We start from the raw sequence: 16,417 nt of genomic DNA, 5'->3' as shown, positions 1-16,417 counted from the left end.
CAAGAACAGCTCTATCCTAAATTCCGCTTTTTCAGCTCATGCTTTAGAGCCTCATATTTCTTCGGTTTCTTCAGAAATATATAAATCAGAAACAAAGGAATGATGGTGACAAGACCCCATGTATTGGATGCCACACTGAAAATTATTATCCCGATAAGAAAACCAATAAAAAATGCATCGAAAATGGGTGAGGGCTTGTTGTTTTTAGCTACTTCCAGCAGTTCCTCATCGCTTAATTGAGATAGTTCGCTTTGGTTCATGTTGTCAGGTTTTAGATTTCAACTAAAGCAATTTAAGAATTTCTTTCAAAACCGGTCTCTATATCCAAAAACCCTGATTATAAAACAGATTCTACTACCTGAGCTGCCACTTTCTCTTCAGCTTTCCACTGCAAGTTTTTGTGATAGGTATGACTTATTTTTCCTTGCTCATCCATGCAGTGAAGATAGATCCATTCATTATCGAATAGTTGTCTGAGGTGATCGTGCTTTTCTAAAATGCTATTGATGGCCTCAATTGGAGCTTCTATTACGACATTGAGTCGGATAGGCAGGTGTTCGAATTTTTCCCCATTATGTACCGACTGTAGTGGAAGTCCAATCCGAAGGTCCCCGCTTGATCCTTCCAAGACTCCCAAGCCTGAGGTAATGTTATGGAGAGTTTTGTTTCCGGCACCTAACCGTTGGTTGTCGGTAGTACTTGCATAATACTGAAGGTTAATCCAGCTCGTAACCACCATAGGAGCGGTCATAATGATTTCCAAAACCTTGAATTCTGGATCTTCCTTCCAATTGTAATTGTGGAGGAATGACTTTCCATCCAATTTTAGGCCTTTGGATCGATCACGCGGAGCCACAATAAAGGAGTTGCATCCGGCCAAGCCCCATTCAGGTCTAATCTGAGCCCAGTCTTCGGCCCGAGCTTTTACACGGTTCTCGATTTCTTCATCTGATTTTCCTTCTATATTCAAGCGAAGCGTCCGTTCGAGTCGTGTATGCTTGCTTGCTAGCTGAAGGGATTGCTTCAAGTCTGCCAGTTCTTTCTGACGTGATTCCGGAACCCAGCTGTCGTTGACAAAGCTAATCTCGTCTGTAGTGGTGTCGTGGAGACAAGCCAAGAAAATGGTCTCTTCGGGGATGTTGATGCCTTGTTCTTTGAGTTTATTTCGAACCTCCGGATCATTAAATACATACTGAGCGGTCAAGGCATTGACTTCCCCGGAATGTCCACCACAAGCTCCACAATCCAATCCCGAAGCATGTGGATTGTTGACTGAAGAAGAGCCGTGCCCAGTTATCAAAACAAAAGGTGCCAAATTATCCTTGATACCCATTCCAGTCAAAGATGATGCTGCCATTGCCACTTTATCGGCCAGACTGATAGCAGACAAATCAAGCATCTTTCCCTTCTTTTGCCATTTTCCGATTCCATCCTGTTTCGGGTCTTTATTGGGCCGTGTGATGTGAAAAGAGTTGAGCAAAATCTTTGGTAAAAAGGATAAGCCAATCGGGCTTACAAATCCAAAGGAAGTGATGGCTCCGGATTTGAATTTTTTCCAGGTTTTGCCAATCTGATGATCTGAAATCCTTTTTTTAGCCGCATGCTTTTGATCCGTGCAAGCTTCTTTAACCAAAGCAGAAGATGGAATTAGAACCGGACATTGGTTTTTTCCATCCTCATGTCCCAAAGGCACGTAGTTGACAGGAAATCCAAAAAATCCGGCAAAGCCCACCGTCTCAATTTGTGGATTTACCCGTTCTAAATTTCGACGGTAAACTTCCGAACGTACATCTATGCAAAATACCATTTGAGCTTTTGCTTCAGCCTTTGAGTCCAAAGGCTTTTGCTTTTGGAATACCGATTTCAATTCTCTTTGAGAGGCAAAATCAAGTGCATCCTGAAAAAGAAGCGCAAGTTTGAGTGATTCGTTTTGGGAAGAAAGAGGTTCTCCCGTATTCCATTTTTGATACCAAATAGCTTTTATTTCCTGTTTTTGCGGGGAATGGTTGAGGAAGTAATTTTCCCAAGTCAACAAGACTGCGAGGAATTCTGTAAGGTTCGATTTATTTCCGTCATACAGGCTATTGTGAAAATCGAGTCCCGAGATATATGAAGACCAACCCAGCACTTTTAACAGCAATGCATGTAAATAAGCCTCCGTTTCCTCTTCATCTAATCCAAGTTGAGAAAGGAAGGCATCTATAAATTCCAGAGGATTGTTCGGGAGTTGCTTGATGGCGGAGCGAAATCCCGGTAGTCCCATGATTTCAGTAGTTCGATCGATTTGTGCCTCTAGTTTCCAGGCTTGATAGAGATTTTTCCCGGAGCTTTTGGTTTTCCATACGCTTACATCTCGGTCAAAATGTGCTGCTGCCCAAAAAGAAACCCGGTCTATCAAAAGCTCATTCCAGTCCTTCAGTTCTATCCTTGAAGCCACATCCAGGAGATTGTAATCTGAACCACTTTGCGGTTGTCCTTTTTGTATCTTTTGTGCTTTTCCGAGAATGGTATCTACCGAAGTATTCCCCATTCTAGCTGTTTCCAAAGCTTTTTGAATGTCCTTTCTTTGAATCACCCCATCTTTCACCTGTCCTAAGTAAAACGCTAGGGGCATGGTCATACCAATTCCTGCTCTGGAACCTAGGATTCTGGCAGTGTCTGCGTAGGGGGTGTCTGTGAAACCTGCGTAGGGATTTACCGCCACGAAGTTTTTGAGAGGCCAGGAAGGAGCAATTCGCTTGCTTACTTTTTCCAGAACTTTTTGGTTGACCGAGGTATGCATGGGGTTCGAGTTTTACTTGATAGGTTTAAGGGTCAAAGAATTCATGAAGCGATTCAGGATATGATTGAGATACAATCCATTTCTGAAATGAATTTCCATCCGCCGGAAGAAGAGGGAATTTGCAAACTGCGAGAACATGGACTGGCTTAATACGGTCAGGGTGAATAAGATCATTAATCCTAGGACGATCCCTTTATCAGTTTCGCTGAGCGTTCGGATACTTGGTATTTGATTCTTAAGCAAAAAGGCAAATGCATGCTCAAATAGGTAGAAGCAGTTGACTACGAGCAATGAACCAACAATTAGATAAATTATGGAGCGGCCTCCGTTGGTAGAGTCTAAGGTATTTATGTGGAGGGATAGGATGCCCAGGAAAATAATTCCAGAGATAACCGAAAGTTGAAACTCCATCTCCATGCTGTTTTGCCAGAATGAAGTAACTCCCAAGTAGAGCACAACTGAAGTAATCAAGGCTAAGATTATTCTTCCTATCCGATATGATCGCTTGTAATGGTCTGCTCCGCTAGTTTGCACTTTTTCGATCAGGCTTCCTGAAGAAAGGAAAGAATGGGCCTTGTAAAAGGAATGAGCTACCAAGTGTAAAAGGGAGGCAGCGTATACTCCCAGACCGCAAACCAGCAAGGTAAATCCCATGTGGCCAATACTTGAATAGGCTAGGGAAGTTTTTATCGATGGTTGTGAAATTGCGATGATTGCACCGAACAGTGCACTTAGCCCTCCGATAATGATCAAAATGATGGTAGCCGTAGAAGTCAGGTCAATCAGATAAGCGAACCGTAAGATCAAAAATGGACCTGCATTGAGTAGGCCAGCATGCAATAAAGCTGATACCGGCGTGGGCGTTTCCATCACATCCAAAAGCCAGCCATGGAAAGGGATTTGAACTGATTTGAGACAAGCACTTGCCACCAGAAGTATACCGGCCAATTCCAATTGGAATGGCAAGGTTTCTCGGGAAAGATTTTGAACCTGTTCGAAAATCTGTGACAAATCAGCCGTTCCCAATTGCAGGTAGATAAGGATAAAAGCTGATAAAAGAGTCAAATCTCCCATTCGGGCAATTATGAACTTTTTGTGTGCTGCCAAGCGTGCTTTTTTCCGCTCTGGATAGAAAAGTAAAAGTTGATGTAGGCCCATGCTAGTGCCAACCCAGGAAATGAAGAAAATGGCTAGGTTTCCAGAAATCACCAATAGCTGTACAAAGGCAATGGTTGTAGCAAGTCGAGCGATAAATTGCTTGTGGCGTTTTTCACCATCCAGGTAATTCCTGCTGTAACGGACCACCACCAATCCTATGATGCCGATCATGGTATACATCAGGGAACTGAGCGCATCCAAGCGAATCGTCAACCCAAAGTCTGCGTATTGGATCAGGCTCGCATGGATAGGTTCGTTGAAATGGGTCCAGACCATAGCTCCTAGACCGAGAATTATTGCCGTATACAAACCGAATTGTATAAGGTCGTAACTCTTGCGAAGGGAAATGGATCGGAAATTGGAAAGGGAAAATAGAAGGGCGGGGATGATAAAGAGACTACTCAAGATCAATGAATTCATACTGAGAGTTTTGTGCAAATTTATCGGGCCGGGGTCATATATTTTTATTTATATTTATAATGTAAAGCATAAACAAAATATATGAATTACACGATCAACCAATTGCGGGTATTCTTGAAAGTCATTGAAACAGAGAGTATTACCAAGGCTTCTGAGGAACTCTTTATGACCCAACCTGCCGTGTCTATTCAGCTAAAAAACTTTCAAAGTCAATTTAAATTTCCCCTTACCGAGGTGGTAGGTCGCCAACTTTATGTGACGGAATTTGGCTATGAGGTGGCTGAAATTGCCCGTCGGATCTTTGATGAATTGGAGGCGTTGAAATACAAGACCAAGGAGTACGAGGGGATTTTCACCGGTCGGCTTCGCATATCGGTAGCTTCCACTGGGAAGTATGTAATCCCTTTTTTCCTGACAGATTTTTTGAATGCCCACAAAGGCATTGACTTAGTTTTGGATGTGACGAATAAGTCCAAGGTAGTCGAAAGCCTTAAGAACAATGAAATTGATTTTGCGGTGGTTTCGGTCCTACCGGAGGAAGTGGAAGTGGAGGAGGTTTTGCTGATGGAAAACAAGTTGTATTTGGTAGGAAACACGGACAATTACTCAAAGAATAAGACCTTGATTTATCGTGAGGAAGGATCTGCTACCCGTCAGGTGATGGAGCAGTATTTTGATAAGAAGGGAAGCAAAAGGAAGCAGATCGAATTGACCTCCAATGAAGCTGTCAAACAAGCTGTGCTGGCTGGAATTGGACACTCCATTTTGCCGCTGATTGGGATAAAAAGTGAATTGATTGAAGGTTCCTTGAAGATTATCCGCAAGCGTGGGCTTCCTTTGAAAACAGATTGGCGATTGATCTGGCTAAAAGACAAAAAATTATCTCCAGTAGCCAATGCCTACCTCGAGCATGTCCGCAAGGAGAAAGCAAAAATTCAAAAAAAGTATTTTAAGTGGTATTTAGATTTTGAGTGAAAACCCTTTAGATTTTTTTGTAAACAATCATTCCGAGGAATATCAACACAACCAAAACTGCAATCAAAGTCACAGTTCGCCAATAAAGTTTATCTACGATATCCTCCATACGGACGAACGTCATTTCAATACTTTGATTGGTCAATGCAGTTAAATCTTGAATTGTTGCTTCCCGCTGAATAGTGAGTTGTTCGAATAGTTCAGCTAAAATAATTTCTCTTTCATTTTTGATCTCAGCCAGGATAATTTCCCGTTCTCGGCGAAGGGCTTGTATTACCGCTATTCGCTCTCCCCGGATATCTTCAAATGCTGCTTCGCGTTGATTATCGATCAGTTCATTACTTGATTCGATTACCAAAACTGTCCTTTCCAATAAGTCGGCAAGCGAATCCAGTCGGCTGCTTAGTTCAGGGCTGTTTAATGCTTGATTGATTAAATATTCGGATTCCCAGCGCACCTGTTTTGGCAAGACCTCCATATACGAACTGATTTGGGAGCGCAAATCATCAATGCTTTGCGCCATATCTACCGCCAAACCTTTGAAAGTTACTTTTTCGACATTTTGGATTTTTGTCATCAAAGGGATGGTGGATTGCCGGACAAAATAGGAGCTCCTGAGAGGATTTTGCTTGGCAAAATCAATTACAAGCTGCGTTCCTTCGGATATATCATTATCGGGCACCAGATTCCGACCTATATCCAGCAAGTCTTCCCAAAGCGAATCAACAGCATTGATGGCAATATTTTGATGGTCTCCAAATAATTCCTTTCCTGCCCCATTTTCAAAATACAGTTTCATCTGATAGGTAAAAACAGCTAAATCTATGTATCCGAGGAAGGGATCTCTACTGTATATCGCCTCGTTAGCAATAGGAATGGCATTTATTTTCCAAATCAAAGCTTCTTGATCAATACTAGGATTCGAGGAAAGTCTAATGATATTGTCTGCCGATTCTGTGATTGTCCGAGAGAACTTGTAAAAGAAGTCATTCATTGTTTCTCTCAACTCAAGAGGAGAGAGTTCAATAGTTCCACCAGCCGGACCTACGGAAGCTTTCTTCTTTTTCTGAGCAAGGGAAACATGGCTGGCAAAAAATAGGATAAACAATAAGAAGAAGACAAGACCCCTATTTTTGAACAATCTATAGCTGCTTTTTGAAATTCGATTTTCCATGGCACTGTCTTTAATAATTTTACCCTCACTGTTTAATGCTTCATCTATTCAAGTTAATTCTTTTTTTGCGGTTAATTTTTCAGTGTAGAGTATTAGCCCAAATGCGACATCAGTGATGGATTGGCTGGAAGACTTTTTTAGCCCTTCAATTCGAAATATGGGTTGTAAATCAGCCTATTACATTCACAAAAGGGTCCTTTAGAGTAGTTGTCATCAATTCTCCTCCCGCTCATTGAATATTTTTTAAAACCAATGCTATATCCAGTTTTTTGAATTCTTTATCTTGATAAATACTCCTCTATACCAATTTTTCTGCTTTGGTTATTGGCCTCAGATACAGATTTTAAAATTTCATCTAATTGGGTTTTGTCTAAATACTTACCTCTAACCATTACACCGAAAATATTCCGAGTATTGCTGATATTTTCCAACGGATTCGCATTTAATATCACAAGGTTCGCAACCTTTCCTTTTTGAATTATTCCAGTATTGCTTCCCATCCAATCTGCGGAGTTCTTTGTGGCTGCATCTAGTATATATTTTGGATTAATTCCTATATCAGCTAGGTGCTCCAATTCATCATGAAGTGAAAATCCAGGGACGATACCTGGGTTTCCTGCATCAGTCCCGACGGTAAGAGTTACTCCATTTCGAGCAAATGCAAGGGTCATAATATTTACAGCTTCTATATAGGTGTTCCAGTAAATCTCAGCTTTTTTAATGCCTTCTGGATCGGTATTTTTGGTATCCTCATACCTATTGCTTCCAGGTAGCCAGCCTGGATTGAATATGGAGCCCTCCAAAATACCAGGATTTACATATTCAAGTTGTATGGATTTAAGATAGCTTGGTAAATCCAAGTCCTGCTGCTTGGCCCTTGGATAAACATTCACGGTGGTAGAAATAGTAATATTTTTATCCTTTATTCTTTTAGCAAGGCTATCAGCATGTTGCTTCAAAAAGGAAATGTAGTCTTCCGTATTATTGTAATAGATTTTTGATCGACCCCCAAATTCACGTTCCATTGCTTTTGTAATTTCCTCCACATGTGCAATTTGAGATTGATTTGAGTTGAATAAGTCTTCAAGTGTTACGGCTGGTGTCAGGTGACCAACCATTGGAATATTGTACTTTTTAGAGGCTTGAGAAACTGCGAAATAGTTGTCTCTATCCAAACTATAGGCTTTTAGAGCATCATAACCTGAATCCTTAAATTCAGCAATGGTTTTCTTGGTTATTGCGGTATCATTGAAAATGGGGATTGGTCCGAGTAACCCATAAACTTTACTTCTAAAATCGCTTGCACTATTCATTGGCCCAGCAGCAACAAAAATCTGGGGCATCAGGGCACCCTTTTTTGCTTCATCTCGCCACTCTAAGTAAAGCCCTCTCCAGGAACTCATGGTCGCGACTTGAGTTACACCATTAGCGAGAAAAAGCAAAAGGTCATTTTTACTTCTGTATGGATGGATATGTGTGTCAATTAAACCCGGAATCAAATACTTTCCTTGACCATCAATTATGTTGTAGCTATTTGGAATGCTTTTGCTTTCTCCTACATATTCGATTAGTTCATTGTTTATAAGGACGGTACGATTTGGGAGTATAGAATCTTGGTCAGCCGAAAGGACACCAATATTTGTTATAGCTATTTTGCCGAATTGAGTGGTAAACTGGGATGTATCAACAAGGGCAGTATTTTCACCGGATAGCTGTTTTTCTTCGGATTTAATATACCACCATGCTAATCCTGCTAGGAGAATAATTAAGACAAAGGCTATACCCAAAAACCATTTAAAAAAGGATAATACTTTCTTCATGTTTAAATTCTAAAAATGAAATTTTAATTAAACATAAAATTCAACTAATGGCAACAATCAAGCTTGCAATTAGCTGAATAAAAGCCACGGGTGCCCAAATACGCTCTATCTTACTAGGAGTAATGGTATTCATGATTGTTCCGAGAATAAAAAATACCACAATCACCCATATTCCGATATGGGAAATTGAGTTTAGCCCGGGAAAAAGCACCTTGGCTTCGGATAATACCACTGCTGCCATAAAGCCTAATATCACCATATTCATGACCGCAATAAGCCTCATTCTTGAGGGATATTTCCCGGGATATTTTCCTCCCATAGATGCCGCTCCCCAAGGAGCTCCCGCAGCCAAACATCCCTGAAAAATGATGACTATTCCAGTGAATACCGAGAAGATGATTGCTGCTGTGGTTTCAATATTTTCCAAGCTATTTACTGCTTTTGCTCAATATGCTTAATTAAGCCATCCAAAATTTCATCATCCTCATCCAAAAGATGATCTTTGATATAGATGTCGGGAATTACTCCTTCCGCTTTTTTGCTTCCATTTACCCGTACAATGTATCCTTTGGAAATTTTCACCTCAATACCTGTATTAGGCAATGCATAGCTGTATTGACTGGCATATAGACTTGGGAAGTCTCCAGTTTCTTCTCCTACAATAGTGGCAAAACCGTAATCCTGAATTTGTGCTGCTGTTACCGCTGATTGGGAATGGGATTGCCTATTCACCAAAACATATACTTCACCGGAATATCTTTTTTCCGCGGGTTGGGGATCTTTTTCGGGAAACTCATAGGGATAAATGCTACCATCCTCATGGGTCAAAACATTTTGCCAATAAACATCCGTAGTGTCATAATTCTCTCGGACATGGGCTTTCAAAATTGCACTTGTTTTGAGGGTAAATTCTGAGTTCCATCGAAATGGTTTGTCGGCGATGTAAGAAACCAGGTAGTCACTGAAAGAGTCATCTCCGCCAAGGTTATTTCGAAGATCTATGATAAGATTTGGGACATTCTTCTTTTTGATTTCTACAAATGAGGAGTCGATAAAGCTCCTGTACTCTTGTTCGTCACCACCAAAATTTCCAGGTTTCAAATAGGCTGATTGATGGACAAATTGCAATTCTCGTTCACCGGAGAATATTTCATTTCTATTCATTTCATAGTCTTCTATGACACGAATTGAAGGGATTTGATATGTCTCTAGGTTCCCATCTTTCTTGATTTCGATCTCGAAGGTTTTCTGCTCACCAAAGGCCTGCCAGTAAAGCCTTGGAAAAGAAAAGAGCTCCAGTTTCGCAAGCTTAAAATATCTCCGCTCAGCCGATAGAAAGGGATATATTTTTTGAAGTAGCTCATGGAAAGGTTGATTATTTATGCTTGTGATTTCGGCCCCTATTTCCAATTCAGGATTTTCGGACCAATTTTTTCGAATCAATGCCTTCCCATTTTCAAATGCCAGTTCTAAAGGAAAAACCGTACCGCCTGAATAAGCATAATCTATGTAAGCTGAACCCGGGAAAGGGATCTCTGTATGGCCATTATTAGCCTTTGAAATAACAGCTTGAAACAAAGAGGTGACTTCAAGAGTCGAGAGGCTATCCTGAGTGATGGAAGATTTTACAGCTTCAAAGTTTCGGTTGAATGCTTCTTCCGTGATGTAGGCATATAAATTATAATGGGCTTCTTCCAATGATTCGCGCAAATACTGTAAGTCTTCCAAAACCTCTTGTTGCGCGAACTTTTTTTGTCCAAATGAAGCAAGCGTGAATAAGAATGAAAAAATGATCAAAATTGTAGTTTTCATATGTTTGGGTGATTTTCCTAAGGCTTTTTGTAAAGTTTTAGGATGGTAAACTTAGGACTTTCAACATGATTATCAGTCCCCTACCAAGAATGTTTACTTAAAGGGGCGTAAATTCTGTATGTCTTACATCTCAAATTTTTATTGCAAATACAAATCCACCCTTTCTAGGGGGGAAACATTCATTAATATCCTAGGCAAGCTGATGCTTTCTCTAAAGTCGAATTTCTTCGTAAGGCTAATATTTTACAGACTTCCACCAGCTATTCTTTAGAAAAAGACTACCCGTTGAATTGATGCTCAGATTTTTAGGTCTTCAAACTTGAGCCTCTTCTTTTTAGACTAAAGATGTTTTTCTTTCGAAACGACTAAAATAACATTTCCCTTCTTTCTTCCTGAATCCACATAATGGTGAGCTTCCACTACTTCTTCCATGGTGAATGTTTTATCAATGACAGCTTTCAAATTACGTTTTTCATACAATTCTTTAAGGGATACCAATTGCTCCAGTGATTCTGCTGCATATTCGAAATCACCGACTGTTTTATAAGTTCCTCCCTTTTTCAAAAGTGGCTTGCATTGCTTCTTGGTGGTTTTGCCTATGGCATCAAAAATGAAATCATACTGAAAATTCTTTTTTGTAAAATCCTCTTGATCGTATAGAATGTAACTGGAAACGCCTAAACTCTCTACTAACTCTTTTCCTTTCGAACTACAAACTGCCGTCACATCGGCTCCATGATATTGAGCAATTTGTATCGCAGATAAACCCACTGATCCCGTTCCACCAATGATCAAAACAGAAGGGTTTTTCTTTTCGGGGATTTTAGCTTTTTCCAAAAAATAAAGTGCGGTTTGTCCCCCAAAAATGATGGAAACAGCCTGCTCGAAATTTGCATTTTTAGGCATCAATGAGATGTTATCCTTCTCTTTGATTGAGATATACTCGGCATAGGTGCCAAAATTAAATCCCGTCATCCCAAAGACCTTGTCTCCAACCTTAAACCTTGAAACGTCCTTTCCTACTGTATCTATTATGCCAGAATAAACAGTGCCCAAGATTGGTTTTCGAGGCTTCGAAAACCCTAAAGCAAATCGCATAAAAAGTTTCATAAGTCCTTCCATCGCAAGCCCTCTAACCCGGACATCGCCTGAATTTACTGCCGTTGCCATGATTCTGACTAAGACTTCATCATCTTTGGGAACGGGTTTGGGGACCTCTTGGATTTTCAAAACCTCAGGGGGACCATATTTTGTACAGATGACTGCTTTCATAAGTTGCTAGTTTAAATAAAATCGAATACGAAAGAATCCCTGTCAATAGCTACACTTAAGGCTAGGGTTTTTTATTAATTCAAGGTTGAAAAAAAGAGTAGGGTTCTTTAACAGATAGATCTTCTGATAAAAAATAAAAGCGATTCAAGCATAAACTCGAACCGCTATTTCCTAGACAACTTGTTGCATAGCCTCATTCATCTTATTTCCAAACCTCACTTTATCATCCACATGCAAAGCCAAATTTTTATAGGTACGCTTAAAGCCATATAGCCCTGTCATTGTATTCTCCTCTTTTAATTGGATAATCACATTATGACTATCAAGATCTCCTAATATGGAAAGCCTTCTGGTCTCTTTATTGAACTCCAAATCTCTTGAAGAAATCTCCAAACTTTTGATTTTGGATAATTCTATAGTCGTCTCACTCATAATCCCAAAACGTAGGTACAACTTTTCATCCTGGATTAAAATCGGCCTTTTAAACATAGATTTCATAAATCCAAAAAGTTGGAAGCCTGAGTAAATACTCAGAAAGGTCAAAATGCTTGCCGCTATTGTGCTCCATTGGGATAGAAGTAAGTGAAATACAAAGGTTTCTATTACTACCAAAAATAGGATTGTGATCAGAATGCTTACCGTTGCACTCTCTCTGTGATAGGAAAATTCATTCTCATTCAATTTTCTTTTTTTCCAATCAATAAACCCGTAGTAAAAAACCGCTATTTCTGTTACTACTGGGATAACTGCAGCTTTTGGTAGTATTTCATAACAGGTATTCTTTAGCGTTGTAAAAAAGTCTACAGACGAGCGTTGATTTGATTTATAGCGCTTTACTGCTTGACTTACCTTGTAAATCACAAAGGAAATCACGAAAAGTTCCACCAAAGGGAAAACCCAGGTCTTAAAAAGCTCAAGATAATATTGATTTTGAGGAGGCAGTATGACTGAAGCATCCACCATTCCTAAAACTAGAAAAAGAATAATTGTGGTCTTGGGAATCGCTGTTTTTCTAATCAATAGAAAATAAACGAGTGGGACGATAATTAATAAGTCAAAGGTAATTCCAATCGAAAGGCTATCTGGATTTAAGGGGAAAAAGGATGAATTCGCGATAAGGACAAGAATTGCGATAATCAATACTGGAATGCCGAAGATTGTTAGGCTTTTTGGGAGGTTTAATGTGCTATTCATTTTGGGGGTTTGCTTCTCTTTTTACCCATTGAATGGCCATATCAACAGGTTCATTTGATTCTGAAAATGCGGTATTATGGCCTAAGGTCGGAAATAAATAGTAATCGAATGGTTTTCCTGCTGCTTTCAATGCATTCAAATGCTTTACAGCCATTTTTACTGGAACCTGAATGTCTTTTTCTCCAAAGATCCACAATCCGGGAATTGAAAGTTTATCCAGAAAAACCTTTGGGTCTGTATCGGTAAATTCATACCGGTCGGGGTCATTTTTGATATGTTCACGAGCCTCTGCTTCGGTATGATTTTCCCAAAAATCCGTATTTCCATCCGTATAAAACTGAAATCGAAGCTGCTCTTTGGTTGTAATAGTAGGTCCGCTAAATATGACCATGTATTCAATTGAGGGATTTTGGTTTGCAGCAATGGGAATGATCCAACCTGCCTGACTAAAGCCAATAAGTCCTATGGGGATATTTTTAATTTGCTTTTGCAACGTATTCACCGCTTCACTCGCATCTTTCGCCAGTAGATTTAGATTTTCTGGGCTGATATTGTTTGTCCCAACTTCTGGACCCGCATAAACTCCTTCTGATTCCCCAACTCCTCGCTTATCGTAGGTTAGGACGGTAATACCATTTTTGGCTAAGAGTTGTGCGAATTCAGTCATTCTTGGAACTTGGTCTGATCCATGAACGATCACTAATGCTGCGTATGAGTTTTGGGGTTCATAGATCGTTCCAGCTAAACTCACACCCTCACTTTCAAATCTTACCTCTTTTGTCTTAATCGAGTCTATGGATTGCGCTTCCACTTTAGCTGATTGAGTATCTCTTTTTTCGCCTGATTTTTTGCAAGCAAGGAGGATGATAAATACTGCTAATACTATCAGACGGCCTGATTTTTCCAATGGCTGAGGTTTTATTGAATTGTTTTGTGGCTCTTGGGAGTATTTACGTAAGCAAATTGAATAGGTCCAAAAATCCGGGATCCTTTCAAGTTAAAAACTTATTCTGGAAAGCGCAGAAAATAAAAAAACTTACGTGGTTCTGTACGATAGAAAATGCTTAAGGTAGGTTTCAGTTTGTATGAGCCTGATTTTCAATCAATCAGTTTATTTAAAATTCCACTAATCTGAATTTTTTCATTTAGGCTCAATGGTTCAGAAAATTTAGAAAAGACAGAATCCATTTTAGGTTTGAGTCCATTCAATTCTTCGACCCCTTTTTTCCTAATCTTGATTCTTTTGGCTCTTTTATCTTCCTCATCTGGAAATTCCTCAATAAGTCCATTTTTCAGAAGTCTTTTAATGATTTCAATTCCAGTGGGAGCTTCTAGGTTGTGAAGTTCTACCAATTCCATTTTTCTGAAACTGTCTTGATGGCTTAAATGCAATAGAAAGCTGTATTCATCTATTGAGGAAATTTTCGATTCTGACAAAACGCTTTTAGTCTTTTTTCTCAATTCCTTGTTCAGATGCATCAATTTAAAGGCTATTAGCAATTCATCATGTGTGGCTTCTGCTACTCGATTTTTACCATTAAACAATTCGTTATTGAGCCAAATAGTGAACTCTTCAATTTTATCAGAAGAGTATTTTTTTTGATACTCCTCAACATACCGTATCAGTTCTTTGAGTAGTGTGTAGTCCATTATATCTAAACCTACATCGAAATTGAATAAAATTACATAAAATATTATTTTTTTGAAGTAAATTTTTATATTTGTATCGGAAACATGGTATTTAACTTGATTTATGATGAATATGAATTATCCAACGTACACTTTTGTGTCAGTATCGACTGCTAAACCAGGGAAATTGGAGGATTTGGTGAGAATTGCTAAAGCTCCAACTATGAAAATGGACAAAAAATCTGACGGTCTCCTAGCCTATCAGGTTAGTGTCGATAAAGAAAGAAACTCCGTAGTTGTATGGGCCACTTATGACAAAAAAGAAACGCTTTACAATTTTCTAGAAACCGAGCAAGGGAAAGAGGATCACGGAGAAAATGAAGATATGGAAAGCATTATCGAAACATTTGTTATGTATGACCTTGAGCCAGTCAGTGGAAGGCTTCTTCCTAAAAAATAGTTTCTGTTCAAAAAGCGTTATTTGGTTTTGCTACTACCCAAATAAACGGTCGTTTTAATGCCGTTTATTTTATGTTAGCTTCAGTTTTCCTATTCAAATAATAACCCGGAGCATTCCCTGTCATTTCTTCGTTTAGTAAAACCGGAATGCCATTAACAAAGACATGTACCACTCCACTTGAATATAAATTTGGTTTTTCGAAAGTTGAATTATCAATAATTGTCTCCGGATTGAATATTGTAATATCCGCAGGTAATCCATTTTGTATTCTACCCCTGTTTTTGAAGCCGATTACATCAGCAGGGAATGACGTCATCTTTCGTATTGCCTCTTCTATAGGAAGAACTTTCAAATCACGTACGTAATGACCTAGAACTCTAGTAAATGTACCGGTGCTTCTGGGGTGTCCTCCGGATTCAGTCGAATTTTCGGCATAAGCACCATCACTTGCGACCATATTCCAGGGTTGTTTCAGAAGCGTTTGAACATCATTTTCATTTATCCCTCCCAAAGTAACAGATACACGTTCTTTACTGCTGATGATCAAATCGCAAACTAAATCAAATCCATCTACGTTTTTCTCATCGGCAATTTGAGAGAGGTATTTGCCTACTAATTCTGGATGATCCGTACTGTTGGTAACTCTTATGCTTGAATATCCGGTGGCTTTTAGCCAGGCGAATCCACCATTCTCACCATTTTCACTTGTTTCTTTGATCAGCGCTCTTTTTTCAGGGTCGGCAAGGATATTTTTGACTATATCTTGTGCTTTTTCTTTTTGTCCAGCCATCCACAGACTATCAATTATTTGATCCTCTTTCAAGGTAGAGGGAACTACAATAATTTCTTCCAAAATTGCAGTCTGGGCACCATTATATGGGTATTGATCGGATACAATATTAAGTCCATTAACTCTTGATCTTTCAACCATTTCAATTACATCAGTGATGGCACCTTCATTATGCAGCCCCACCGCTTTGAGATGACCCAACTTACCAGTTATATTAGCAGCGGTCGCAATTTCGATTACCTCTGCATGAGATTGAACAAATGCTTGAACCGGATTCCGAACATGTGAATCATAGATGCCTTTGTAGGGTTGAACTTCTTTTGCAAGTTCTATTACTTCCTCCGTTTCACTAAACGTTCCAGGCGTATACATTAAACCTGTTGAAAGTCCTACTGCACCCATTTCCATCCCCTCCCGAACCAGGGCTTTCATTTGGTTGAGTTCAGCGGAGGTAGGCTTCCTTTGTTGATCTTCTTTCATTACTGTTCTACGAATACCATTGTGACCTACGTAAAATGCAACATTGGTTCCAATGCCCAGTGAGTCGTATGCGCTGATTAGTTCTTTCAAAGTGGCTGGTGCCCAGCGACCATCAGGTCCACCAACAATAGTCGTAACACCCTGTCGAATAAATCCTTCATTCAACCTTTTGGCAGGATCATTTATGCTTTCATCGGAGTGATTATGGACATCAATGAATCCCGGTGAAATAATTAAGCCAGTTGCGTCTATTGTCTCAGTGGCACTAACGTCCTTTCCTCTTGTTACGAGCTCCATTTTTCCGTTACGAATCAATAAGTCTGCTTTGATTGCGGGATTCCCAAGACCGTCTATAATGGTACCATTTTGTATCAAATAATCAGCTGGTGGTTCTTGATTACAAGAAAATAAAATCGCTGAGATGAAAAGGAGGAGGTAATGTTTTTTCATA

14 protein-coding genes are annotated in these 16,417 nt (G+C 39.6%); 2 read left to right on the top strand and 12 right to left on the bottom strand.

Annotation, left to right across the window (positions count from 1 at the left end):
- Positions 1 to 11: 11 nt before the first annotated feature.
- The 3 genes from E4S40_RS05420 to E4S40_RS05410 form a co-directional block, all read right to left on the bottom strand.
- Positions 12 to 260 (bottom strand): FUSC family protein, encoded by a 249-nt coding sequence (locus E4S40_RS05420; protein WP_135071969.1) that lies wholly within the window; start codon positions 258 to 260, stop codon positions 12 to 14.
- 77 nt (positions 261 to 337) lie between these two features.
- Positions 338 to 2,782 (bottom strand): YbcC family protein, encoded by a 2,445-nt coding sequence (locus E4S40_RS05415; RefSeq protein WP_135071967.1) that lies wholly within the window; start codon positions 2,780 to 2,782, stop codon positions 338 to 340.
- 12 nt (positions 2,783 to 2,794) lie between these two features.
- Positions 2,795 to 4,360 (bottom strand): proton-conducting transporter transmembrane domain-containing protein, encoded by a 1,566-nt coding sequence (locus tag E4S40_RS05410; RefSeq protein ID WP_135071965.1) that lies wholly within the window; start codon positions 4,358 to 4,360, stop codon positions 2,795 to 2,797.
- Between the two features lie 81 nt (positions 4,361 to 4,441).
- On the opposite strand from E4S40_RS05410, the gene E4S40_RS05405 reads away from it, so the two are divergent.
- Positions 4,442 to 5,335, top strand: a complete 894-nt coding sequence (locus E4S40_RS05405) for a LysR family transcriptional regulator (RefSeq protein ID WP_135071963.1) — start codon at positions 4,442 to 4,444, stop codon at positions 5,333 to 5,335.
- A gap of 7 nt (positions 5,336 to 5,342) precedes the next feature.
- Here the strand turns inward: E4S40_RS05405 and E4S40_RS05400 are convergent, their stop codons facing one another.
- The 8 genes from E4S40_RS05400 to E4S40_RS05365 form a co-directional block, all read right to left on the bottom strand.
- Positions 5,343 to 6,509, bottom strand: coding sequence for a hypothetical protein (locus E4S40_RS05400; protein WP_135071961.1), 1,167 nt, complete (start codon positions 6,507 to 6,509; stop codon positions 5,343 to 5,345).
- A 278-nt stretch (positions 6,510 to 6,787) separates the two neighbouring features.
- A complete protein-coding gene (locus E4S40_RS05395; protein ID WP_135071959.1) occupies positions 6,788 to 8,329 on the bottom strand; it encodes an amidohydrolase family protein in 1,542 nt (513 codons plus the stop codon).
- A gap of 40 nt (positions 8,330 to 8,369) precedes the next feature.
- Positions 8,370 to 8,756 carry a hypothetical protein gene (locus E4S40_RS05390; protein ID WP_135071957.1) on the bottom strand — a complete coding sequence of 129 codons (387 nt, stop codon included), beginning with the start codon at positions 8,754 to 8,756 and terminating at the stop codon, positions 8,370 to 8,372.
- A 5-nt stretch (positions 8,757 to 8,761) separates the two neighbouring features.
- Positions 8,762 to 10,141, bottom strand: a complete 1,380-nt coding sequence (locus E4S40_RS05385) for a S41 family peptidase (RefSeq protein ID WP_135071955.1) — start codon at positions 10,139 to 10,141, stop codon at positions 8,762 to 8,764.
- 339 nt (positions 10,142 to 10,480) lie between these two features.
- Positions 10,481 to 11,413 carry an NAD(P)-dependent alcohol dehydrogenase gene (locus E4S40_RS05380; RefSeq protein ID WP_135071953.1) on the bottom strand — a complete coding sequence of 311 codons (933 nt, stop codon included), beginning with the start codon at positions 11,411 to 11,413 and terminating at the stop codon, positions 10,481 to 10,483.
- 171 nt (positions 11,414 to 11,584) lie between these two features.
- Complete coding sequence (locus E4S40_RS05375) at positions 11,585 to 12,607, bottom strand: hypothetical protein (protein WP_135071951.1); 1,023 nt, start codon at positions 12,605 to 12,607, stop codon at positions 11,585 to 11,587.
- Complete coding sequence (locus E4S40_RS05370; RefSeq protein WP_202615340.1) at positions 12,600 to 13,514, bottom strand: alpha/beta hydrolase family protein; 915 nt, start codon at positions 13,512 to 13,514, stop codon at positions 12,600 to 12,602. Before E4S40_RS05370 ends, E4S40_RS05375 begins: the two co-directional genes overlap by 8 nt.
- A gap of 191 nt (positions 13,515 to 13,705) precedes the next feature.
- Entirely contained in the window at positions 13,706 to 14,257 is a 552-nt protein-coding gene (locus E4S40_RS05365) for a MarR family winged helix-turn-helix transcriptional regulator (protein ID WP_135071949.1), read from the bottom strand.
- Positions 14,258 to 14,369: 112 nt separating this feature from the next.
- Here E4S40_RS05365 and E4S40_RS05360 point away from each other — a divergent pair, with 112 nt between their 5' ends.
- On the top strand, positions 14,370 to 14,696 hold the full coding sequence (locus E4S40_RS05360) for a hypothetical protein (RefSeq protein ID WP_135071947.1): 327 nt from the start codon (positions 14,370 to 14,372) through the stop codon (positions 14,694 to 14,696).
- Between the two features lie 64 nt (positions 14,697 to 14,760).
- Here the strand turns inward: E4S40_RS05360 and E4S40_RS05355 are convergent, their stop codons facing one another.
- Entirely contained in the window at positions 14,761 to 16,416 is a 1,656-nt protein-coding gene (locus E4S40_RS05355) for an N-acyl-D-amino-acid deacylase family protein (protein WP_135071945.1), read from the bottom strand.
- Position 16,417: the final 1 nt, after the last annotated feature.

The sequence above is a fragment of the Algoriphagus kandeliae genome (assembly GCF_004571135.1).
Classification (GTDB): domain Bacteria; phylum Bacteroidota; class Bacteroidia; order Cytophagales; family Cyclobacteriaceae; genus Algoriphagus; species Algoriphagus kandeliae.
This window is presented reverse-complemented; position numbering and strand designations above follow the sequence as displayed.

Coding starts and splice junctions, on each gene's coding strand:
- E4S40_RS05405 (WP_135071963.1), top strand. CDS start 4,442: ATGAATTACACGATCAACCAATTGCGGGTATTCTTGAAAGTCATTGAA.
- E4S40_RS05385 (WP_135071955.1), bottom strand. CDS start 10,141: ATGAAAACTACAATTTTGATCATTTTTTCATTCTTATTCACGCTTGCT.
- E4S40_RS05415 (WP_135071967.1), bottom strand. CDS start 2,782: ATGCATACCTCGGTCAACCAAAAAGTTCTGGAAAAAGTAAGCAAGCGA.
- E4S40_RS05395 (WP_135071959.1), bottom strand. CDS start 8,329: ATGAAGAAAGTATTATCCTTTTTTAAATGGTTTTTGGGTATAGCCTTT.
- E4S40_RS05355 (WP_135071945.1), bottom strand. CDS start 16,416: ATGAAAAAACATTACCTCCTCCTTTTCATCTCAGCGATTTTATTTTCT.
- E4S40_RS05380 (WP_135071953.1), bottom strand. CDS start 11,413: ATGAAAGCAGTCATCTGTACAAAATATGGTCCCCCTGAGGTTTTGAAA.
- E4S40_RS05360 (WP_135071947.1), top strand. CDS start 14,370: ATGAATTATCCAACGTACACTTTTGTGTCAGTATCGACTGCTAAACCA.
- E4S40_RS05365 (WP_135071949.1), bottom strand. CDS start 14,257: ATGGACTACACACTACTCAAAGAACTGATACGGTATGTTGAGGAGTAT.
- E4S40_RS05420 (WP_135071969.1), bottom strand. CDS start 260: ATGAACCAAAGCGAACTATCTCAATTAAGCGATGAGGAACTGCTGGAA.
- E4S40_RS05375 (WP_135071951.1), bottom strand. CDS start 12,607: ATGAATAGCACATTAAACCTCCCAAAAAGCCTAACAATCTTCGGCATT.
- E4S40_RS05400 (WP_135071961.1), bottom strand. CDS start 6,509: ATGGAAAATCGAATTTCAAAAAGCAGCTATAGATTGTTCAAAAATAGG.
- E4S40_RS05410 (WP_135071965.1), bottom strand. CDS start 4,360: ATGAATTCATTGATCTTGAGTAGTCTCTTTATCATCCCCGCCCTTCTA.